Source organism: Chryseobacterium sp. 14P4.3.2 (assembly GCF_057799275.1).
The window spans coordinates 158,842-181,667 of record NZ_JBYOKO010000010.1; the positions used below are offsets into that span (position 1 = coordinate 158,842).

Sequence of the window (22,826 nt, forward strand, 5' to 3'; positions counted from 1 at the left end):
CAGATGATCTGTGGAATTTTTATTGAGTCAGTAATAAGAAATTGTCAGGATTTAATAAAATCCCTTTTTGGGAATAAAATCCGGACATACTGTTGTATACATAAAATCTCAGTTCGAAATTCTTATAAGAAGTATCAAGTTTAAACTTTACTTCTTTCCCATCTTTAGACCAAACCGGATTTTTAACGACAATAATCGTATTGCTGGTTTGTTTTTTATCTATGTATTCGAATAATCTCAACTGGAGGGTAGATGTTTTTTTCATAGGCTCTGTGAATCGTAAAACCATATTGTTTAGATCCGCTTTTTCAAAGTCGCTGTTGTTGGCATCTAATACAGATGGCTGGGAGATTTTTGGTCCTATTTTCTTTGTCCACTGTAACAATGGAGTATATAATTTTTCCAGACTCTTATTTTTTTTATAAAGCTCTATCACTTTCTCAGAAAATAAATTCTGAGCAATAAACCCACGTCGGATATTGACTTTATGATAGATCATAGAGAGACTGTCAGTTTTTTCTTTCGGGAATTTTTCTCTGATAAATAAGTCGTAAACAGCCCATGTCATATATTCATTGAATGAGCTTATACCAGGATATCCTGATTTTTTATCCCAATTGTTCAAGTTGAAGGCCGCTGTTATTTCCTTTGAATATTGATCTGAGATAGGGTTAACATAGCCATGATCAATTTCTGAAAATACAGTATGATTATCAAGAATTCTTCGTGCAATGTTATTTTTTAAATTTCCACGGATAAGATCTTCTCCGATATCAGGAAAATCAACGGTTAATGAACTATTGATATCTCTATGACAATTTTGTCCACCTACTAAAGGAGAGATTGCTATGACATAGTTTTTGGTATTTTCAGCGGTTACTTTGCCGACAATTTTGTCCAAAAAAGCATAGGTATCATTGATGTAATAATACTCTTTATAATTGTTGATTAAGGTATTGTAAAACTGTTGATGGTCTTTAAAAAAAGCCCTGTAATTCGACTTTTTTACAAAATCATTTATTAATTCAATATTTTCATCTACTTCTTTTGGTCCAAATGAATTGAAAGGATAGTCTCTTTTGAGTATTCCTTTTTCGTCAAATGAAAAAGCATAAAAATCAGTTCGGAAACCCAGAAATTTCTTCCAGTCACTTCGCGAGTAATTTACTTTTTGTAACAACGGGTGATCTTTTACGGGCTTAAAATAAGTCATGATCTCATCATAATACGGAGGAATCTTCTGAACATCATAAGGATCTGTTTGGCCATATTCTGTAAGTGCTAAAATAATATTTCCCAATTCGTAACTTTCCGGAAGTTCAATTTTGACATTTTTTTGTGCTGCTATGGAAACAGAAAGGATAAGGGCGATGATTAAGATAAGTTTTTTCATTGAATAAGGTTTTTCGTTTTTAGTAGCAGAAAAACATTTTTTTATTTTTTTTCCTGGGCTGGCTAAATTAAGTAAAAAAACAAACGAATTCACTGAATTTTTTGGTGATGATATTGTAAGGTAAAAAAGTTTCGGCGGCCTTTGGCCGCCCGAAACTTTTTTATGAATTATAGAATCTGAATTGGTTTTTTGAATTCGTCAATTGCTACAAATGTAAAATCACCAACGATTGCTTTTTCTCTTTCATAAGAATACATCTGTTCTGTGTAGATCTCAACATTTACCTTCATACTCGTTTTTCCAACATAGGAAACTCTTCCGATCAGCTCTACAATAGTTCCTGCCGGGATAGGTTTCTTAAAATCGATCTTGTCACTGCTTACCGTTACCACTCTTTTTCTTGCAAAACGTGTTGCTGTGATAAAAGCTACTTCATCCATCAACTGCATGGCAGTACCTCCGAAAAGGGTATCATAATGATTGGTTGTGTTTGGGAAAACCGCTTTAAAGATTCTGGTTTCGGATGTTTCAATTCTTTCTTCTGTCGTCATATTTCATTATTAATTAAAGCGAAATGAAATCGTATCAAAACAACAGAATAATGACAGGAACCTTGGAAATTCCCGAAACAATCCATCAGATCAATAAAACTTCATATCGCGAAAGTTTTTTGTTTAAGAAATAGGCAGGTCTCCTGACTTGTAACATCTTTTATCTCCTTCCCATGCCCCGCACAGTGGATCTTTGATAAAGATTACAGTTACTTACAGTTGCGCGACAGTCCGTGATTTTCACACGGTTCCCTTTTAATTTGCGGTTAGGCAAAACCAGTTTCTATGATGAATAAGTATTACACTTTTTCGGGTGCAAAAATAATGAATTTATTCCGGATTATGATAAATAATCTGACTGATTACTCTTCCCTTCTTAATGGTCCAAAGGGTTGTATATCTGTTTTCTCCTGTACCATTGATCATATAAAGGAAAATATTGTCAGTGTCAAGAGAAGTTACTCCTACATTATCAAAATCCATTGTGGGCTGGAACATATTTTTGATAGCTTCTCTTACAAAAACAGAGCCTCTTCCGGGTTGCTGTACTCTGATAGACTTTATCTCCGTCATTCCTTCAGGGAGATCATTCCCAATTCCCCATGGCTTTACTTTATCTATGGTAAGGAGTTTCCCATCTGCATCTTTTTCCTTTTTACGGTAACCAGCATTGGAAGGATAAACATCAATGACTACTTTACTTCTTTGAGCGGTAGGGATTTTCGGATCAGAATTGTCCGTGAAGATAAGGGATCTTCCGTTTTTAGATTTAGAGGGAGTATAAGCCGGAAGCTGATCAATATAAGCAATACGTTCCTTATTTACCATTCCTTCTTTATCCAACGTTTCATAACGTACAAATGGCTTGTCATCATCCTGTTTTTCAGGATATTTGATCCAGATCCATTCGGTTTCTCCTGGAGCAGGTTTTACATAAACAAACACATCCCCTTTGCGCATACGTATTTTATCTACAATTTTTCTGTAATTGTCTTTATGCACCCTTACGTTGGCGTATCCTTCTTCAGCTTTTACAACGCCGAAAGGAACTTTATTCTGACCTTTAACGAAGGCTAGAGAAAAAATACTAAAAGCGGACAGATAAAATGCTTTGTTTATGAAAGTCATCATGAAAATTTTTTGATCCTTCAAATATATAAATTAAATACTTTTCGACAGATAATTATATTGCCGTAATGCCTGTAAGTTCTACATTTTTAAAAATATAATAATTTGTGGTTAAAATATGACACAGTTATTGAATTTTATATTAATTTTCATTCTGATTTTAAAACTAATAACTATGACCAAAAAACTACTTTTTTGCTCCTTCCTATTATTGGGAGCTTTTTCATTGTATCAATCTAAAAATTCTACAGCAACATCGGTTACTAAAAAAGCATTTACAATTCCTATAAATGTTGTTGTTTCTAACATTTCTACTACTTCAGCAACGGTAATGTGGGATCCGATTGCAGGATCTACAAGCTTTGCAGTGAGGTTTAGGCCAGTTGGTCCTAATCTATGGAGCAGTATATCAGTATTTAATACAAATGGGTATACATTTACAGACCTTCAGCCTTGTACAGCTTATGAAGTGCAGATTATAGATGTTGCTTCGGGGGATATTTCAACTTCAGTAATTTTTTACACCTCTCTGAATTATTGCATTTCTGCATCTACAGATTCCAATATAATGCATATTTCCAACGTTACGGTAACTTCTACAGGAGTGACAAATCCAATGATCAGCAATTCAGGACCTTCTAATTACACAGATTACAGAACAGATCCAGGCCGTAGAGTCAAGTTCTTTGCAGGAAGTCCGGCAAATAAACTTTCGGTAACGAATACGTGGACCGGCACCGCTGGCCCTATAACGGTAAATGCATGGATTGATATTAATGGAAATGGAGTCTTTGAAGCTGTGGAAAAAGTAATGAATGCTAATGTCAGTTCCGCAATACCGGTGGTATCTACATTCCCTATCCCAGGGTATCCTACCATACCAAGCGCTCTTATTGGCGGATGCGGTGTAACGATGCGTGTTATTTCCAGCCAGACATTCCCAACTGGTGCCTGTGGAACATTTACCTATGGAGAAGTGGAAGATTACGGTGTAGATTTTTTAGATCCTTTTCTCGCAGTAAAAGAACCTGGACAATCTGCTAAACCTGAAATTTATCCAAATCCGGCATCTGACATTTTAAATGTCTCTGGAATTTCGGAAGCAGCCGATTTTGAAATTTATAATGCTGTAGGACAAAAAGCAGGAGAAGGGAAAACTTCAGATCATAAAGTAAAACTTCAGCGTTTGCCCCAAGGAGTTTATTTTATCCAGTTAAAAGATAAAGAAAATATAACACGTTTTAAATTTATTAAGAAGTAACTCTAAAATATTTTATAGCCCAAGTACAAGATCTATTTATGAATGTATGAGGATAAAATAATATAGGCTGTCTCAAAAATGTGGCAGCCTGTATTTATGTGTAGTATAGAAGGAATTCTAAGATTCTGTATGATGTCGGCAAGGTTCATAGACTGTTTCGATATCATTTTTAAGGAAATAAGAAAATATTCCATAGAAAAGTAAGATGATCAGGAAGAAGATCCCTGTAATATAAAATGCACTTGCAAAGCCATAGCTGATTGAAACTCCGCTTCCGAATCCCATTTCGATTTTATTATTTCCCACTCCTTCCATTTTTGACTGGAAAGTCCGGTAAAAAGATAAAAAGGAAACCAGTCCTACCACGGAAAAGACCATAGGATACAGATACTTTTTTCTAATACTTTTTATCAGCTGACGGTTAAAATTAGAAAAAATATTACATAACCCTATAAAAAAGAGAGAGTACATTAAAGTACCCTCTCTGTAGTATTCGCTTAAAGTTAGTTTTTAGATTAATTCATTCTAAAAACTAATTAAATTCTTTCAAGTTCATCAGCATCAATCGTTGTTTTGAAAGTTCCGTAATTAACAATTACCTTGTTTCGGGAGATTTTTTCAATAGTTCCCACACTAGTACTTCCTGTAATACGGACACGCTGGCCAATTTTCATCCAGACAGCACGGTCGCTTTTGCGCTGTTCTTCCAGTTTTTCATTCGTTTCAGCAATCTTCTCAATGACTTCCTCCTTCTTCAGCTGTTGGGTAATCTTTCTTTTTACTACCTGAAGGCGTTTCGTTTCATCCTTATCACTATCCAGTTTTCTAAACTTTTCCTGCTCTAAAAGCTTTACAAAGTCTTTCACTACATCCTTTCTGGATTTTCCTTTTGTATAGCTTTCAATGAAGGCTTCAATTTTGTTTCCAAACTGAAGTTTACGGTGCTCCTCCTCATACAGTTTCTGAAAATTGAATAACTTCTGCTGAAGCTGATCATTCAGTTTCTGAAGATTATCACGTTTGTCTTCTACAGATTCTTTTCTTTCTGCAAGATCAGATTTCAGTTTTTCAACTTCGAACTTTTCCTGTTGCAGCTTTACAATGGTTTTGTCCAGATTAACAATGTCGTGTTCTACTTTTTTCTTAGCAGAATGAATGATGAATCTCGGAATTTTATTCTTTTCCGCAACTTCAAAGGTGAATGAACTTCCTGCCTGACCCACTTCCAGTTTGTACATTGGCTCCAATGTTTCTTCATTAAAAAGCATTGCTGCATTCTGAGCATTCGGAAGCTGTTCTATAACCAGTTTAATATTGGTATAGTGAGTGGTAATAATAGCAAAACTCTTTTTGTCATAGAAAAACTCCATGAAGCTTTCTGCCAAAGCGCCCCCCAGTTCCGGATCAGAACCTGTCCCAAACTCATCAATAAGCAAAAGCGTATTGGCATCTGCCTCACGGATAATTCCTGACATTTTCTTCAGTCTTGAAGAATAAGTAGAAAGGTGGTTTTCTATGGATTGATTATCACCAATATCCGTCATCATCTTTTCAAAGAAAAACATCTCAGATTTTGGATGAACAGGTACCAGAATTCCACTTTGAATCATCAGCTGCAGTAGCCCCACAGTCTTTAAAGTAATGGATTTTCCACCGGCATTCGGCCCGGAAATACAGATGATTCTATTATGTTCCGTTAATGCAAGACTCTGCGGGTGAATCGTTTTGTTCTCTACTTTATTTCTTAACCACAGTAACGGATGATAAGCATCCTTCAGTCTTAATGTCTTATGACGGTTTATTTTTGGAAGAATCCCATTCACTGAATCTGCAAATTTAGCTTTGGCTCTTGTAAGGTCAAGATCAAAAATATACATCTGATATCTCCAGAGCTGAGGTTGAAACTCTGCCAGTTCTGTAGTCAGTTTTCGGAGAACTCTGTCAATTTCTTTTTTCTCTTCCTCTTCATTTTCCCGTAGTTTGAAGTAATGCTTTACAACACTATCCGGTTGGATGTAAGTAATGGAACCTGTTTTTGAAATTCCTAACGTTCTTCCGGGAACTCTTTTCTTAAATCCTGACTTTACAGCCAGAACCCTTTGGTCATCAATGATGGATTCCCGTATATCATCCAAAAAGTCACTTTGTCCATACATGGTAAGCGCACGGTTGAAGTTTTCCTGAATTGCTTTTTTAGCAAGCTGGATCTCTGTTCGTAATCCTTTTAAGGCCGGAGAAGCTTCATTTTTTACTTCACCAAAACGATTGAAAACTTTATCTACCTTATCAATGATCTCTTTTCTGAATTCCAGTACAGAAACGTCTTCCAGTAAGGTAGGGAAAGTTTCCGGCATGGTAGGAAAGAATTTTTGCAACCTTCCGATCTGTTCCGTGATGGTTTTTATTTTGATGAAAGCAATATTTTCCAGACGGTAATTCTCAATCAGCATCAGTTTCAGCTCACTTTCAATATCTTCATATTCATCAAACGGAATTGCATTTGAACTTTCAAAACTCGACAGATATTCTGAGGTTTTTTTTAAGGAAAGTTCTGCCTCGTCTATTTCCATCGGACGAAGTTGAAGAATTTTTTCTCTTGTTTTGGGAGAATACGCAAATGGGGAGATTTCCGCGAGCAATTGCGGAAACTCTAATTCGTCTAAATCTTCTTTATCTATATACACACTGCAAATTTAGTGAGAATTTTGATTATTACGTATATTTGAGCGATTTACAAACGATATCCGTGAAACAAAGATCAATTATTCTTACTTTCCTGTCCTTAAAAGGCTATATAAGGTCAAAAACCCTGGTACTGGAAAATAAGAGCGCCCACTTTAAAACTTTAGGGGTGAAGATCAAAATAATTTTTGATCCCAGCCGGCAAAATGATGCTCCCGGAAAAGAAATAGTAAATAAGAACAATAAAAGTAATAGAACAGCAACAATTCTGTAATAAAAAACTCTTCTGTAAAATCATAGACTTTACTTATTAATTTAGAAAAAGAAAAAAGAAGGGAATATCGGATTGATTACAGGGACTATAAAAATTATCAGATGAAACTGGAAACAGAACGATTAGTTTTAAAAGAAATTGATGAAAATCACATTGACGATATTCTGAAAATAAGGAGCAATGCGTACATCAACAAGTTTGTAAAAAGAAACTCGCCCCAAAATAATTATGATGCGCTGGAGTTTATTTTACACATTAAAAAAGAGACTTTAAATAAACAAATGATTTTTCTGGGAATCTCCTTTAAAGATCAGAGAAATCTTATTGGAACGATTGGTCTGTGGAAATTCTCAGAGGATAGGAAAACAGCAGAGATAGGTTACGAACTGTTACCGGATTATCATAAAAAAGGGATTATGTCTGAAGCGTTAAAATCTGTTTTGAAACATAGTTTTGATGAATTAAACTTAAAGGAGATTTTTGCTTGTACCGGTAAACACAATAAAGATTCTCAATCGTTGCTTTCTAGACACAATTTTGTCTTGGAAGAAGGAAGAAAAGATGAAAATAATATTGAAAATTTTATTTTTAGTTTAAGAAAAACAACATGCTGAAAGCCTTCAAAATAAAACTGAAGATATTTAAAGTATAGTTTGCGCTTTTGTTTTAATATTAATTATTTTTGCATTATTATGACCTGGACAGAAATTTTAGCCCCTATCAAGAGTACGGAATATTTTAAAACACTTTGGGAAAAAGTGAAGAATGAATATGCAACAACGAAAGTTTTCCCGCCGAAAGATCAGATTTTCAGAGCGTTGGAACTTACATCCTTTGATGATATTGAAGTTGTGATTATCGGACAGGATCCTTATCATAATGACTTTCAGGCTAATGGATTGTGCTTTTCTGTTTCAGAACAGGTGACCGCACCTCCTTCATTAAAGAATATCTTCATCGAATTAAAGGATGATCTGGGAATAGCCCGTACTTCCAAAGAACTTGATGACTGGGGAAAGCAGGGAGTTCTGCTCCTAAATGCTACTTTGACGGTTCGTGCGCATTCACCCAACTCACATAAAGACCTTGGTTGGGAGAAATTCACCAATTTTATTATCAAAGAAATTTCTGACAAAAAAGAAAATGTAGTATTCGTATTATGGGGCGCTTTTGCACAGAAAAAAGCCGAACTCATTGATCCGGCTAAGCATTTTATTCTGAAATCGGCACACCCTTCACCATTCTCTGTTTATAGAGGTTTTTTTGGCAGCAAACCATTCTCAAAGATTAATGAGTATCTGGTTTCTAAAGGGAAGAAGCCTATTTCATGGTAGAATTAGAGGGCTTTTCAGCTTTTTTAATTGTAATTCCTATTTTATATTTTCCGTTCAGTGTTTGGGTGCCTTCTTCTGATTTAGGATAAGGGGCTACCTCCTGTAACGTAATTGTGTAACCGTTGAAATTCGTGGATTGCTGATGGTTTTTTGCAGGATCATCCATAGTAGACAGGCTTAAAATGGCAGGTCGGGTAGAGGTTCCCATTACTTCAATTTGCGCAACAGCTATCCCTGCCCACATACAGTTGACTCCTTCCGGACAGCGGTTATCTTCTGAAATACCCTTAAAGGTAACATTCATCTGGTATTCTCTCAGAAATTTATTTTCACCCTCATTGAAATAAATAACCTGGTCTTTCTGATCTGGAAGGTTCGTAGGTTTTATAGATTTGGGCATTTCAGATAATTTTGTGTCAGCTTTTACTTTCTTTTGGGCATCGCATGCTGATAATGCAAATATGGCCAGACTGAATATAATGGCTTTATGGAACATAGTTTCTTATATTTAATTAAATGACGTTAAACATATTAAGTAATACTACCAAAAACATTGCCACTCCCACTACAAAACTGAATCCCGTTCCATAGATAAATCCTATTAACGCTCCTTTGGTCGACTGGAGTGCTTTATTCATGTCCTTACTGTCATGAAGAAGCTCGCCAATAAAAACACCGGCAAACATGCCGATGAGAAAACCTAACGGGATAGGAATAAATATTCCAACAATAGTTCCAATGACTGAACCAATACTTCCCCACCGGGTTCCACCATATTTTCTGTTGGTCTTTGCCGGAATGACATAGCTTAGAACCACTGACAGTACGGTCAGAATCCCAAACGCCCAGATGTAAATCATGGAAAGATCGGCATCCGTCCCGAATTTGTAGATCAAAAGTCCACAGATACTCAGCAATAGTCCCGGTAAAATGGGAAGAAAAGTTCCCAATATTCCTACAAATAACAAAAGAAGACAGAATATATTAATGATTGTTGTATCCATTTCTTTAAATATAGATGCAATATAAAAAAAGTGGCCTTATAAAAGCCACTTCATATCTTAGATTATAAAAATTTTATTAAAGATTTAAGATTACATATTCCAGAATAGGTCCTGTCTTACCTATATTGCCACTTGCATGATTGTGAAATGTGGTATAATAGATATTCCCGCTGCTGGTGCTTCCGGTACATGATCCTACATAATCGCCGTGAGCCTGGTGGGCGCTCCATGCATTCTGATTGATGGTGATGGTAATATTATTGCCGTTTGGTGTATGATGGCAGATCGTCATATGGTTGTTGTTTAAAGAGGTTCCTACAGGTATCTTAGGATCTGTCTTGTTAGTATAATGGTTAGTTCTTACCATTAGAGGTTCATTACCTTTCTGTACCATCACCTCCCAGAATGTAGGGTCGTAATTCTGAATTTTTTCCCATGAAGACATATCATAATCAATATCTAATGTATTAAATCCTAATGCTGCTGCCAGGGCAGTATTCGAAACATTACAGTTGGTATAGATTCCGGCATTTCCAATATTTTTAAAACAAATAAGCGTATCATCAATAAAGCCGCCATACATACCGCAGTAATCAACATTCATTCCTCCTCCTACAAGGTATGCAGCAGCCCAGTCTGAGCTGTAAATACTTCCGCCGTTAGTTACAAAAGTAGAGAGATTGCTGAAAACATCAAGATCATTACCTGGAGCTGAGGTGCCCGTTTGTGCAAAACCACGTGAGCCGCAATTCAGAAAAATAATATCATACTGTGAAATAGTATTGAAGTTTTTTAAATCGTGATAGGATATTTCCGTTGCTGTATAGCCCAGACTTGCAATAATATCTTCTATTTTGTCAAAACTGCCTTTTATATAAGCTATTTTCGCTACCTGATTCAGTTTTGAATCTGTACCGGCCACAGTGGTTGTTTCATTTTTTTTTACCGTAATAGGAACTTCGGTTCTGAAATTTAATCCATTGCCTGTCTGGATGTGAAGTGTTGTATTTCCCTCAGGAGTCGTCAGACTAAAGGTGCCATCAGCATTGGAGTAGGTATGATAAACCTGATTTTTATTGTCAATAGTGAACACAATGGCACCACCAATTGGCTTTGTTCCGTTTTTAGCAAAAACTTTGCCTTCAACCTGCCCGGTTGATACAGTTTTGGGATCTTCCGGAGTGATGGAATCATCACTTCCTTTACAGTTTACCAGCAGTAGAAGACCGCATAGCATAATAAACCAGTACTTTTGTCTCATATTTAATTGATTTTGATGGATTTAGTTTTATCAAATGTAATAAATAATCAATATTATATCATTAAAAATGTAATATTTTTTAATATTATTTAAATATTTCATCTGTTTATGGTTGATTTCTTATTTACTGTTGAGTGTTTTGAAGGCTTTCCTACTTTATGATTCTTTTATGAGATAAATTTTACCAAATATTTCAAGATGAATGTTTTTTGGGATGAAAATTGATTGTGAATAGTAAAATCATGATTCTTAATTTCATAAATTTGCTGTAATGAATGATCAGTTACAAGAAACCAAAAACTTTATACAGGAGCTTAGTGAGCAGCTTTATATCTATATTACCCGGATTTCGCCAACTGGTCTGGACTGGGTTTTTCATATCATAATAAAGCTGAGTTTACTTATTGTCCTGTTTTTAATTACAGATTTTGTTTTTAAATTTCTGATCAATTCTGTGTTCCGGTTATTTCATAACGAAGAGAAATTTCCAATACTAAAATCTGTATATCAGTCTAAAATCACCAATTCTGTAGCACACTTTGCCGCCTTGATTGTTGTAGGTTCTATACAAGGTTCCATATTTCCTGAAAATGCACTGCCTAAAACGACGGTCTTTATCATAAGGTGTGTCAATCTGGGATTAGTATTGATATTGGCAGGAATGCTTTACAGATCACTGAGTGCGTTTAGAAATTATTTCAGCATAAAACAGGATTTTTATAAAATCATGGCCCTCAATGCCATTTCCGAAACCGTAAAAATTTTAGGACTCTTTGTATTTACCGTTGTAGGAATCTGTGTGGTTTTCGGAATAAAAGGAACTACTATTGTCGGAAGCTTAGGGGCTATTACTGCTGTCTTGGTACTGGTTTTCAGGGATACTATTTTAGGATTTGTAACAGGACTTCATGTAGCTACTTCTAAAAATTTAAAAGTAGGAGACTGGGTGGGGATTCCGAAATACAGTATTGAAGGGAATATTACTGAAATTAACCTTTTAACAACGAAAATTACGAATTTTGATAAAACTGTTTCTACCATTCCTACCTATGATCTGATGACGACCGAGATCAAAAATATGCAGGTCATGTCAGAATCCAACACCCGAAGAATTAAGAAATCGATTTATTTTAATATCAATTCCTTTAAATTTTTAACTGATGAAGATGTTGAACGTTTAATGGAAATTAATTTGATTTCCGATTACCTTGAAGAAAGAACTTCTGAGATCAAAAAAGAAAAAGAGGGTCTTGAGCATAAAGAGATCATTGTCAACGGAAGACAGCTTACCAACATCGGCGTTTTCAGATACTATGCACAAAAGTATATTGAAAATGATCCCGATGTAGATGAAAATGGGACCAGAATGGTAAGGCAGCTGGATATTACCCCGCAGGGACTGCCGTTAGAAGTATATTGCTTTGCCAATGATTCCAAATGGGAACGTTTTGAGCAGATTCAGGCTGATATTTTTGACCATCTGCTGGTAGCCTCCAAAGAATTTGATCTTCAGGTAATGCAGGTAAGCATCAAGGTATAAAAGAAAGAAACCGGATATGAGAAGTTTGAAAATGGGCTTCATTACATTCCCGGTATTAATCTATAAGTATATAATAATGATATAAAATTAGAATGTTGAAATTATAACAGATATCTGTATTTCTAATTTTTTAATATCTAACATCTTAAATATAAAATGACAAAACTAAGCGTAAACATTAATAAAATTGCGACGTTAAGAAATGCAAGAGGAGGTGAAACACCAAGCGTTACAGAAGCAGCTGTAAAGATTCAGGAGTTTGGAGGACAGGGAATTACGATCCATCCAAGACCTGATGAAAGGCATATCACAAGGAAGGATGTCTATGATCTGAAACCATTGGTTACGACTGAGTTTAATATTGAGGGGAATCCCCATAAGGACTTTATTGATATGGTGCTGGAAGTAAAGCCGGAGCAGGTGACATTAGTTCCGGATGCAGATGATGCAATTACTTCAAATGCTGGTTGGGACACGAAAAAACATTTGGATTACCTTACGGAAATTATTGCAGAATTTAAAAATGCTGGAATTCGTACTTCTGTTTTTCTGGATCCTTTACCGGAATTGGTGGAGTATGCTGCCAAAACAGGTGCAGACAGAATTGAACTGTACACAGAGGCCTATGCAAAGAACTATCTGAGTAATAAAGAGCAAGCTATAAAACCTTATTATGATACTGCTGTTGCTGCTTCCAACTTTGGATTGGGAATCAATGCAGGACATGATTTAAGCTTAGAAAATTTAAAATACTTTGCCGATAATATCCCTAATTTGCTGGAAGTATCCATCGGCCATGCTTTAGTTTCTGAAGCACTTTATATGGGATTGGAAAATACGGTACAGGCTTATTTGAAGAGACTGGCAAAATGGTAAAATAGGTAGAAGAGGCCATATTTCTGACGCATTTGTTAAAAATGAGCTGATGATCTGGAATCTTCTATCTCAAATCTATTATTAAAAAATATGGAAATTTTAAACTCAAAAATATTCGGTGAAAATGTAGCCGCCACACCGCTTTTAGTATTTCACGGACTGTTTGGAATGCTTGATAACTGGGGAACTTTCGGAAAAGATCTGGGAGAATATCTTCCTGTACACCTTATTGACCTTAGAAACCACGGAAGAAGCTTTCACTCAGAAAATATGTCTCATGATGATCTGGCGGATGATATTGCCCGTTATATGGATCATTATGGAATTCAGAAAGCACATGTTTTAGGACATTCTTTAGGAGGAAAGGCAGTGATGCAGTTTGCCATAAAATATCCTGAAAGAGTTGAAAAACTGATTGTTGTAGACATTTCCCCAAAAGCATATCCACCACACCACCAGGGGATTATAAAAGCGCTGGAAAGTGTAGATTTTAATACAGTAGGCTCAAGAAATGAAGTAGAAGCAGTTCTGACTCAATATATCCCCGAAAGATCTACCATACAGTTTTTGACGAAAAATCTTTACTGGGATGAGGATAAAAAGCTAAAGTGGAGATTCAACCTTGAAACATTATCTCGAAAATATACTGAATTTGTCTCCAATGCTATAAAATATGGTGTTTTTGAAGGAGAAACTTTATTCATTGCAGGAGAAAAGTCCAATTATATTCTGCCGCAGGATGAATTTGGGATTAAACAACAGTTTCCAAAAGCAAAAATAGTTACGGTGAAAAATGCAGGACATTGGGTGCAGGCTGAAAATCCTGTAGATTTCGCAATAGTAGTTAAGGAATTTCTTGATTTAAATTAATTTTATTCTATATTTTTCGTATATATGTTAAATTTATCTTAAAACTTGATATTATTTCTCCATGAGTTGAATTTTTTGTACTTTGGTTTTATCAAAAAAGTAAAACTATTGCCTTATGGAAAACAAAAATTCAAAGAAAAAACCATTTTTCGCAACATTCTTGGAGAAACAGATTAAAGATCCTGAAACAGTAAAAGGAGGAGGTACTATCACTTCTGTTATTAAAGACCATATTATTACCACTACACTTGAGGATACTGTTGTTACTACACAGATAAATGATCATGTAAATGTTACACTGAAGTATCCTTCAGACGGTGACGATGACGTTTTAGATGTATAAGAACTAAAAACAAATCTATCAAATCAAAAAATAATAATATGGAAAATAAGAATTCAAAGAAAAAGCCGTTTTTCGCGACATTTTTAGAAAAACAGATTAAAGATCCGGAAACAGTAAAAGGAGGTACAAGTACTTCATTACTTACGGATAGTGTTACTTCCGTTATTAAGGATCATATCACTACCGCGGCACTTGAAGATAGTGTTACTACGCCAAATAACGATAATGTAACACTGAAGTATCCTTCAGACGGTGACGATCATGTTTTTGAACCACAGGATTAAACCAGATCATTTTATCAAATTAAAAAATAATAGTATGAAAAACAAAGACTCAAAGAAAAAGCCGTTTTTTGCAACATTCTTGGAAAAACAAATTAAAGATCCGGAAACGGTAAAAGGAGGTGCTGGATCAGATATGATTACTATTCCAGAAAGAGATTTCGTTACAAAGCCGCTAGCGGATGATGTAACATCTCCTCAGCTGGATTTGATGCATACGATGAAGTATCCTTCAGACGGCGATGACGATTCTATGACTATGCCATTATAAGATAGAGTAGAATAATAATACAATTATAATAGGGGAAACTTAAACATTAAGTTTCCCTTTTTAATAAAAAACGGCTAATGATTCTCTGCATCACCCATTCACGAGATTTTTATAATATCGATATTTTTTTCGAATACCTTGCCTCCCGCAATATTCCCTATTTCAGATTAAATTCTGACCGCCTGAACCATCTTCAGAAAATAAGTGTGAATGAAAATTCATTTGAATTAACTGATGAATTGGGTAATACCATTCATTCAGCAGCTGTTAAAGCGGTCTGGCACAGGAAAGCCTGGAAAATCAGCAGTCCGGAAGAGCTGGACCAGCATTATGAAAAGATTTTTCTGGGTGAATATGGTAGTCTGCGATACAATCTGATGACTGTTTTGGAGGACGTTCCATGGATCAATCCTTATGAAAATGAAAAAAAGGTAGATGGAAATAAGATGTATCAGCTGAAAGTAGCTCAAAGAAATAATCTAACCGTTCCCAAAACTATTTTTTCTAATGACGAAGAAAAAATAACCTCCTTTTTTTATGAATACTGCCAGGGAAAAGCTATTGCCAAGCTTCACGGAGTAACTGCAAAAACAATGACAGGTGAAAACATGATTTCTACTACAGTCATTGAAGAAGATTCTCTGGAGCATCTTTCAGATATTGCCTATTGCCCAATGATTTTTCAGCCTTATATTGACAAGGAATACGAACTGAGAATTGTGTATGTAGACGGTGATTTTTTTACTGGAAAGATCAATAACAGTGAAAATCCGGATTGGAGAGTAGCTCATGCAGATCATTTCTGGTCCGCTTATGAACTCCCTGATACTATTAAAGAAAATCTTACCTCCATGATGAATGAGATGGGCCTTTATATGGGAGCAATAGACATGATCAAAGGAAGAGATGGAGAATATCATTTCCTTGAAGTGAATCCGCAGGGAGAATGGGGAATGCTACAGAAAGAGCTGGGATTTCCCATCGCAGAAAAAATTGCCGACAACCTTATCAAAAGAATTAATTTCCATGAATAAAATTTTAATTATAACGCATACCGCAGATAATTTTTCAATCGAAAAAGTAACAGAATACATCGGGCAGAATAACTGTGAAGTTATCCGGTTTGATGTCGATTTATATCCTTTACAAAACAAACTTTCAACTGTTTTCCAGGATGGAGAATGGGTTAGTATTCTTGAAACTCCTGAAGCAAAACACCGTTTGGACGATATTTCAGCAATCTGGTACAGACGTGCTTATAATATTGGAAAAGGTCTTAAAGAAGAGATTGATACCAAATTCTATGGAGCAGCTATGGGAGAAATCCGCAATACACTTTTCGGTTTCTTCGAATCCGTGAATACTTACTCTCTGGGAAAACCAAGTATTTACAGAAGAATAGACAGTAAGGAAGAACAATTGAAAATTGCTGATAAAATCGGACTTACCATCCCTGATACATGCCTTACCAATAACCCTGATGAAGCCAGAAAATTTATTCTTAAACATCAGAACGTAGTAGCCAAAATGCAGACAGGTTTTGCTATCTATGAAGACGGAGTGGAAAATGTAGTGTTCACCAATGTAGTAAGTGAGGATAAACTGGAGGAGCTGGATTCTCTTCTATATTGCCCAATGCAGTTTCAGAAGATGATTCAAAAGAAAAAAGAACTTCGTATTACCATTGTAGGAAGAGATGTATACGCTTTCGAAATAGATTCCCAGCAATCCGAAGATGCAAAAATAGATTGGAGAAAAGATGGGATTAATCTTCTGGATAAATGGAACAGAACAGAACTTCCAGGAGATGTGGAAGAGAAATTACTTGAACTTCTGGATGTTTACAATGTCGATTACGGAGCTATAGATATGATCGTTTCTCCAGAAGATGAATATTACTTTATAGAAATAAATGCTGCCGGAGAATTCTTTTGGCTGGATAACCTGACGGAAGGAAATCTTATTTCGAAAAGTATTGCTGATTTACTTTGTGATAAAGCTCCAAGAAGAAATAATATGGTAATGGCTTAAGAGGCCTCTCCTTATCCTGTAAAAGTCCTGAAAGTGTTTAGCCTTAAATCCTTTCAGGACTTTTAATATAATAATAGGTAAACTATTCTTTGAAATCTATATTTTTCTACAAAACCGGATTTTTTTGGTAAGCTTAAACTTACTTTTTATACACAAAGTCTGCAACTTAAAAAATCACTTAAGAGAAAACAAAAATTTGAGACTTTTGCGGTTGAAAATTTTAAGTTTTATCGTTTTCAGGATGATAATATTGGTTAAATTAAGTTGAATTATGCTTTAAAAATCGCAAATTTGCAAAAGCAGTTTTTCAACGTAACTTTTGCAGGAACCTGAAGAATTGCCGGATAGAAAATATTGTTATATTTTAGTCAGCAATCAAGTAAAATAATTAATGGTTTTTGTAACGGGTGCCACCGGAATTCTGGGAAGAATAATCGTTTTGGAACTTCTTAAAAGAGGTAAAAGCGTGCGTGCTTCCAAAAGACCGGGTAGTAATTTAAACGAAGTAAAGCATTCATACGGCTTTTATACAGAGAATCCTGAAGATTTTTTCAATAAGATCGAATGGGTGAATGTTGATTTCACTGATCTCAATTCTTTAAACGACGCTTTGAAAGGGGTAGATGAGGTGTACCATTGTGCTGCGAAGGTAAGCTTTCATCCCAAAGATGAGAAAGAAATGTACCTCACCAATATTAAAGGTACAGAAAACCTGTTATTTGCCTGTGAAGGATCGGATGTTAAAAAATTTCTGCACGTTAGCTCTGTTGCAGTTTTGGATAACTTTAATGAAAAAGGAGAATTGGATGAAGAGTCAGAATTTAATCCGAAATTGGAACATTCTGCCTATGCTATTTCCAAACATTTATCTGAAATGGAAGTATGGAGAGCTTCTGCAGAAGGACTGAATGTCGTAATTATCAATCCGGGAATGATCGTTGGAAGCGGAAACTGGACCCAGAGCAGCGGTGAGCTGTTTGCAACCTTCGAAGACAACAGCTTTACTTTCGCCGGAGGATCTGCTTACGTAGATGTGAGAGACGTTGCAAAAACAGGTATAGAACTTATGGAAAACAATATTTTTGGAGAACGATTCATCATTGTTTCCGAAAATAACAGATATGCAGACCTTGCAAAACAGGTCAGAACCCGCCTGGGGCTTAAAGATGCCAAAATTCTTTCACAATCTCTGTTAAATATAGGAAGAGTAGGCAATATCCTTTTCGGATGGCTGATTCCAAAGCTGAAAATGGTCACAAAATCAAATATTGAGGCCATATCTTCATTCAATACCATTTCAAATCACAAAGTCAAAGAAAAACTGAACTATCAGTTTATTCCTGTAAAAGAAAGCATCGACTTTCATCTGAACAATTATATTAACGACAAAAAGTTGAAGAAATGAATCTTGCAGAGGCAATTATCCTTAAAAATGTAGAAAAACATCCTTTAAAAGCTGCAATTGGTTTTAAAAAGAAAGAAGCAGGCTGGAAAGAGCTGAGCTGGAAAAAATTCAGTGAAATTGTTTTTAAAACAGCCAATGCACTGAAAGAAGCAGGTGTTCAGGAGAACGACAGGGTCGCTATTTATTCAGACAACTCTTCAGAATGGATGATCATAGATCTGGCTTCCATGTCAATTGGTGCTGTTACAGTTCCTATTTACTCAACTAATAATGCTGAACAGGCAGAACATATCATTAATGATTCCGGTGCTAAAGTAGTTTTAGTAGGAAATCAGATGCAGTATGATGCTTGTCTGGAGTTTTTACATAAAGAAGAAAACAACCTTGAAACTATTATTGTTTCTAAGAAATCCGTGTGGATCAAGAAAGAGTTCAACAGCTTTTATCTGGAAGATTTTATTTCAAAAACTTCCCCGAAACTGGAGATCTGTAAAAGAGAATATGACGATACAGCAACGCTGATCTATACTTCCGGAACCACGGGAATACCCAAAGGAGTAATGCTTACTCATGGAAATTTCATTAAAGCATTCGACTCTCACTTTGAATTTTTTAAATTTAAAAACTTTGAAGAAGAACTGTCACTGGCGTTTTTACCTTTAAGCCACGTTTTTGAAAGAAGCTGGAGCTTACTTTGTTTATATGGAGGAGCAAGAGTTTATTTCCTTGAAGATCCAAAAAATATTGCAAAGGCTTTAGAAGAAGTAAAGCCAACTACAATGTGTGCTGTTCCGAGATTTTTCCAAAAAGTATACGCCGGAGTATTGGAAAAAGCTGAAGAGGGCTCTTCTCTAAAGAAAAAGATCTTTGACTGGGCTTTGAAAACAGGCTGGGAAACTGCCGAATTGAGGAGAAATGAAAGACCAGTTCCTTTTGTATTGAAATTAAAAGAATCTGTGGCAGAGATGCTTGTCTTTAGCAAGATCAAAGATAAAATGGGCGGAAGACTTTGGTTTTTACCTTGTGGAGGAGCTTCTTTATCACCCGAAGTCACCCGGTTTTTTGAATCTGTGGGGATTCATGTAACCGTAGGTTATGGATTAACGGAAACCACAGCAACACTGACTCTTTTCCCATTGACACACTTTGAGCATGCTACCAGTGGAAAACCGTTGCCGGGGGTAGAACTTCGCATCGGAGAAAACGATGAGATCCAGGCAAAAGGAAACGGGATTATGAAAGGCTATTATAATAAACCCGAAGAAACACAGAAGGTCTTTACAGAAGATGGCTGGTTCAAAACCGGGGATGCCGGAAAATTTGATGATAAAGGAAACCTTATTATTACAGACCGTATCAAAGATCTCATGAAGACTTCCAATGGGAAATATATTGCCCCGCAGCAAATAGAAAACCTTCTGACGAATAATAATTTTATTCAGCAGATTATGCTGGTTGCAGAAGGAAGACAGTTTGTCTCAGCTTTGATTGTTCCAAACTTTGAGTTTCTGCATGACTATATCAAAAAGAATAACATTCCTTTTACCAACTGGGAAGATGCTGTGAAAAATGATAAAGTCATCAATCTTTATAAAGAAAAACTTAAAGAATTACAAAGCCATCTTGCTGATTATGAGAAAGTGAAGAAATTTACTTTAATGCCTGCAGAATTTGACATCAATACCGGAGAAATTACGCCAACATTGAAAGTCAAAAGAAATGTGGTTATTAAAAAATATGCAGATATCATCGAAAAGATGTATTAATTGTAAAATTTTGAAAACCGCATAGGAAGAAAAGGCCATATACTTAAGTTTTTTGGAAAATTACTTTCCTCCTGAGGATGGTAGTTTGTAAGATTTGACCGGCTGATTCCATACAATACTATTTAAAATTAAACCTGTGTATTGAAAAAACAGGTTTTGTCACTTAAATTAAATTATGACAACACAAGAATTTATAGGAAAAGAAAATTTCAATATTCATACACAAACGGTTTCAGAAAGCTGTCCATCTAATATTGCCCTGATTAAATATTGGGGGAAATATAAAGACCAGATTCCGGCCAACCCAAGTATAAGCTATACTTTAAACCATTGTAAAACCAATACTTCAATGGAATTTGTAGCAGATGAATCTTTTTCTGTACAGACTTTTTTAGCAGGAAATGAAGAGGTTAAATTTGCAGAAAAAATCGAGAAATATTTCAAAAATATAGAACAGTATCTTCCCTGGATTTTAAAAGGGAAATACATTATAAGAACAGAAAATACGTTTCCACACAGTTCAGGAATTGCAAGTTCTGCTTCAGGATTTGGAGCGATTGCAAAATGCCTCATGAAACTAGATGAAACATTTACAGGTCAGGTTTCCGAAGAAGAATCTCTGAAAAAGGCTTCATTCCTGGCAAGATTAGGAAGTGGAAGTGCCTGTAGAAGCTTATACAACGGACTTGTTGTATGGGGGACAACAGATGAAGTGGAAGGAAGTTCTGATCTGTTTGCCGTTCAGTATGCAAATACTGAAATTCATGAGACTTTCAAGAATTTCAATGATTGGGTTTTATTGATTCATGAAGGTCAGAAAAGTGTTTCTTCAACTGTTGGACATGGCTTGATGAACACAAACCCTTATGCGGAAAGAAGATTTCAGGAAGCCAGAGAAAATTTCGTTCCAATGAAAGAGATCCTGAAAAATGGAGATATGGAACGTTTTATCAAATTGGTGGAACATGAAGCGCTTACTCTTCACGCGATGATGATGATGAGTGATCCTGCTTTTATTCTTATGAAAAACGGAACTTTGGAGGTGATCAATAAGGTATGGGATTTCAGAAGAGAAACTGGGCTATCTCTGTTCTTTACACTGGATGCTGGTGCTAACGTTCATCTTTTATTCCCAAGTGATGATTCTGAAGATAAGATAAAGGCATTCATTGAAGCCGAATTGTTACAGCATACCCAGAAAAATGGAGTAGTGAAAGATGTAATGAGATTCTAGAATATGAAAAAGGAGTAGAACTGGGAACATGGGAATGAACAGAACGATTAATTGGGGTTGGAACTTTGGATTCTGATAAAAAATAAAATCAATAGGAGTGGGCTTTAGCCCACTTTTTTAGTATTAAAGATCCAATGATTTTAGTCGGAGAATTATTTTCCTTGTTATTGTTCTGATTGAATTTCATGATGAGAGCTGTCTTATAATTGAAATATGAAACCAGCAAAACTCTCTGCTGGTTAATATAAGTGATAAAAGCATCTTAAAATGATTACTGGAAAACTATTTTTCTATAACCACTACAAGGCACATCATTATTTAGCTGTATTTTATCGGAATTCACATTAAACCAAATTAATTCTTAAATAAATTTTCAATCAACTTATTTTGTGTTTTCATAAGTTGTGTTATCTGTTCCTGTTGTTTCGCGAGCTGTTCCTGGTTTTAAATTAAATTCTCCAGAATATTTTCAGGGATCGTATTATGTATTGTAACAGTACTTCAGCTATAAAATCCTAGCCAGATATCATACTTCTATAACTTTTGCCACTGACCTCACAAAAATCAACAACCATATCGCTAAAACATCTCATTTAGTTAATTACCAAACGGTTAACAAGAATTAAAATATTATTTTATTATTATAATTTTCTTCTTTCGGTTTATTTTATCAACCAATTTCACTCCAATCTTACGAAAAGGGCATTTAAATAAAATTAATGCAATATAATTCTACATTAAGTAGTTAGATATCTATTTTTGTCTTTAATAATTAACAAATTGATACTGTACATTCAATTATAAAACGAGATTACCTGTCATTTTACCGCAGTAAATTTGCAAAATCTTACTAACTAATTACTAACTCAAAAAATAACACGTGAATGAAAAAAATCTATCTCGGTGCACTTACCTTATGCACAATTTTTAGTATTTCTGCTCAGGAAGTTCTCTGGCAGAAAGACATCAAGTTTCCCTCACAGGCTTTTTTAAGCCAGGTCACAACAACTATTGACGGGCAGTATCTTATTTCCGGAAGCTCCATTCAAGCAGATAAGCTTGAGGCTTCAGGCGGCAAACAAAATAAGGGTTACGATTATCATTTGGTAAAATTGAACCAGCAGGGAGAACAGGTTTTTGAAAAATATTTTTCAGGAAACAATCATGATTATCTGTCTGCAACAGTCGCTACACAGGAAGGAGGATTCGTTGTCACAGGGACTTCGCATTCAGGAAAAGGTCTGGACAAAAAAGAAGATTCTAAAGGAAATTCAGACATTTGGTTAATCAGAATCAATGAATTTGGAGACGAGATCTGGCA

Annotated in this window: 23 protein-coding genes, 1 pseudogene and 1 riboswitch; of the genes and pseudogenes, 16 read left to right on the top strand and 8 right to left on the bottom strand. The window is 35.4% G+C overall.

The annotated features are described in order from the left end of the window. Positions 1-19 precede the first annotated feature (19 nt). From AC27VX_RS15640 to AC27VX_RS15650, 3 genes are all read right to left on the bottom strand, one after another. Entirely contained in the window at positions 20-1,393 is a 1,374-nt protein-coding gene (locus AC27VX_RS15640; RefSeq protein ID WP_488696548.1) for a hypothetical protein, read from the bottom strand. A gap of 167 nt (positions 1,394-1,560) precedes the next feature. Beyond that, on the bottom strand, positions 1,561-1,944 hold the full coding sequence (locus AC27VX_RS15645) for an acyl-CoA thioesterase (RefSeq protein ID WP_236855508.1): 384 nt from the start codon (positions 1,942-1,944) through the stop codon (positions 1,561-1,563). A gap of 116 nt (positions 1,945-2,060) precedes the next feature. After that, a riboswitch (cobalamin riboswitch) is annotated at positions 2,061-2,240 on the bottom strand. A gap of 34 nt (positions 2,241-2,274) precedes the next feature. Beyond that, the gene (locus AC27VX_RS15650) at positions 2,275-3,075 is read right to left on the bottom strand and encodes a hypothetical protein (RefSeq protein ID WP_236855507.1); all 801 of its coding nucleotides are present in this window, start codon (positions 3,073-3,075) and stop codon (positions 2,275-2,277) included. A 172-nt stretch (positions 3,076-3,247) separates the two neighbouring features. Here AC27VX_RS15650 and AC27VX_RS15655 point away from each other — a divergent pair, with 172 nt between their 5' ends. After that, complete coding sequence (locus AC27VX_RS15655; RefSeq protein WP_488696550.1) at positions 3,248-4,333, top strand: GEVED domain-containing protein; 1,086 nt, start codon at positions 3,248-3,250, stop codon at positions 4,331-4,333. A gap of 117 nt (positions 4,334-4,450) precedes the next feature. Here AC27VX_RS15655 and AC27VX_RS15660 read toward each other — a convergent pair whose 3' ends face one another. After that, positions 4,451-4,711: a hypothetical protein gene (locus AC27VX_RS15660; RefSeq protein WP_488696552.1), complete on the bottom strand. Its 261-nt coding sequence runs from the start codon at positions 4,709-4,711 to the stop codon at positions 4,451-4,453. 158 nt (positions 4,712-4,869) lie between these two features. Next, positions 4,870-7,017 carry an endonuclease MutS2 gene (locus tag AC27VX_RS15665; RefSeq protein ID WP_300690995.1) on the bottom strand — a complete coding sequence of 716 codons (2,148 nt, stop codon included), beginning with the start codon at positions 7,015-7,017 and terminating at the stop codon, positions 4,870-4,872. 62 nt (positions 7,018-7,079) lie between these two features. Between AC27VX_RS15665 and AC27VX_RS15670 the strand changes: the two genes are divergently transcribed. The 3 genes from AC27VX_RS15670 to AC27VX_RS15680 all read left to right on the top strand — a co-directional run bounded on the left by AC27VX_RS15670 (position 7,080) and on the right by AC27VX_RS15680 (position 8,623). Next, positions 7,080-7,289: a hypothetical protein gene (locus AC27VX_RS15670; RefSeq protein ID WP_488696554.1), complete on the top strand. Its 210-nt coding sequence runs from the start codon at positions 7,080-7,082 to the stop codon at positions 7,287-7,289. A gap of 101 nt (positions 7,290-7,390) precedes the next feature. After that, a complete protein-coding gene (locus AC27VX_RS15675) occupies positions 7,391-7,903 on the top strand; it encodes a GNAT family N-acetyltransferase (RefSeq protein WP_236855502.1) in 513 nt (170 codons plus the stop codon). A gap of 78 nt (positions 7,904-7,981) precedes the next feature. Beyond that, positions 7,982-8,623 carry a uracil-DNA glycosylase gene (locus tag AC27VX_RS15680; protein ID WP_236855501.1) on the top strand — a complete coding sequence of 214 codons (642 nt, stop codon included), beginning with the start codon at positions 7,982-7,984 and terminating at the stop codon, positions 8,621-8,623. On the opposite strand, the gene AC27VX_RS15685 is transcribed toward AC27VX_RS15680, so the two are convergent. The 3 genes from AC27VX_RS15685 to AC27VX_RS15695 form a co-directional block, all read right to left on the bottom strand. Beyond that, positions 8,610-9,119, bottom strand: a complete 510-nt coding sequence (locus AC27VX_RS15685) for a hypothetical protein (protein ID WP_488696557.1) — start codon at positions 9,117-9,119, stop codon at positions 8,610-8,612. The genes AC27VX_RS15680 and AC27VX_RS15685 overlap by 14 nt on opposite strands. A gap of 16 nt (positions 9,120-9,135) precedes the next feature. Next, positions 9,136-9,627: a DUF456 domain-containing protein gene (locus tag AC27VX_RS15690; RefSeq protein ID WP_236855499.1), complete on the bottom strand. Its 492-nt coding sequence runs from the start codon at positions 9,625-9,627 to the stop codon at positions 9,136-9,138. Between the two features lie 76 nt (positions 9,628-9,703). Continuing rightward, positions 9,704-10,888: a peptidase associated/transthyretin-like domain-containing protein gene (locus AC27VX_RS15695; protein WP_488696559.1), complete on the bottom strand. Its 1,185-nt coding sequence runs from the start codon at positions 10,886-10,888 to the stop codon at positions 9,704-9,706. A gap of 271 nt (positions 10,889-11,159) precedes the next feature. Between AC27VX_RS15695 and AC27VX_RS15700 the strand changes: the two genes are divergently transcribed. The 12 genes and pseudogenes from AC27VX_RS15700 to AC27VX_RS15755 form a co-directional block, all read left to right on the top strand. After that, on the top strand, positions 11,160-12,428 hold the full coding sequence (locus AC27VX_RS15700; protein ID WP_236855497.1) for a mechanosensitive ion channel family protein: 1,269 nt from the start codon (positions 11,160-11,162) through the stop codon (positions 12,426-12,428). A 156-nt stretch (positions 12,429-12,584) separates the two neighbouring features. Continuing rightward, a complete protein-coding gene (locus AC27VX_RS15705; RefSeq protein WP_300690989.1) occupies positions 12,585-13,304 on the top strand; it encodes a pyridoxine 5'-phosphate synthase in 720 nt (239 codons plus the stop codon). A 90-nt stretch (positions 13,305-13,394) separates the two neighbouring features. Next, on the top strand, positions 13,395-14,174 hold the full coding sequence (locus AC27VX_RS15710; RefSeq protein ID WP_236855495.1) for an alpha/beta fold hydrolase: 780 nt from the start codon (positions 13,395-13,397) through the stop codon (positions 14,172-14,174). A 115-nt stretch (positions 14,175-14,289) separates the two neighbouring features. After that, positions 14,290-14,517 carry a microviridin/marinostatin family tricyclic proteinase inhibitor gene (locus AC27VX_RS15715; protein WP_236855494.1) on the top strand — a complete coding sequence of 76 codons (228 nt, stop codon included), beginning with the start codon at positions 14,290-14,292 and terminating at the stop codon, positions 14,515-14,517. A gap of 38 nt (positions 14,518-14,555) precedes the next feature. Beyond that, positions 14,556-14,801 (top strand): microviridin/marinostatin family tricyclic proteinase inhibitor, encoded by a 246-nt coding sequence (locus tag AC27VX_RS15720; RefSeq protein WP_236855493.1) that lies wholly within the window; start codon positions 14,556-14,558, stop codon positions 14,799-14,801. Between the two features lie 34 nt (positions 14,802-14,835). Continuing rightward, entirely contained in the window at positions 14,836-15,069 is a 234-nt protein-coding gene (locus AC27VX_RS15725) for a microviridin/marinostatin family tricyclic proteinase inhibitor (protein ID WP_236855492.1), read from the top strand. A 77-nt stretch (positions 15,070-15,146) separates the two neighbouring features. Then, entirely contained in the window at positions 15,147-16,103 is a 957-nt protein-coding gene (locus AC27VX_RS15730) for an MvdC/MvdD family ATP grasp protein (RefSeq protein WP_488696563.1), read from the top strand. Continuing rightward, complete coding sequence (locus AC27VX_RS15735) at positions 16,096-17,100, top strand: MvdD family ATP-grasp ribosomal peptide maturase (protein WP_236855490.1); 1,005 nt, start codon at positions 16,096-16,098, stop codon at positions 17,098-17,100. Before AC27VX_RS15730 ends, AC27VX_RS15735 begins: the two co-directional genes overlap by 8 nt. Positions 17,101-17,491: 391 nt before the next feature. Continuing rightward, positions 17,492-18,505: an NAD-dependent epimerase/dehydratase family protein gene (locus AC27VX_RS15740; RefSeq protein WP_488696565.1), complete on the top strand. Its 1,014-nt coding sequence runs from the start codon at positions 17,492-17,494 to the stop codon at positions 18,503-18,505. After that, complete coding sequence (locus tag AC27VX_RS15745) at positions 18,502-20,271, top strand: AMP-dependent synthetase/ligase (RefSeq protein WP_300690980.1); 1,770 nt, start codon at positions 18,502-18,504, stop codon at positions 20,269-20,271. The genes AC27VX_RS15740 and AC27VX_RS15745 overlap by 4 nt, the downstream gene beginning before the upstream one ends. A gap of 175 nt (positions 20,272-20,446) precedes the next feature. Then, positions 20,447-21,505 (top strand): diphosphomevalonate decarboxylase, encoded by a 1,059-nt coding sequence (locus AC27VX_RS15750; protein ID WP_488696567.1) that lies wholly within the window; start codon positions 20,447-20,449, stop codon positions 21,503-21,505. An 884-nt stretch (positions 21,506-22,389) separates the two neighbouring features. Beyond that, a pseudogene (locus tag AC27VX_RS15755) lies at positions 22,390-22,826 on the top strand (T9SS type A sorting domain-containing protein); the annotation flags it as partial.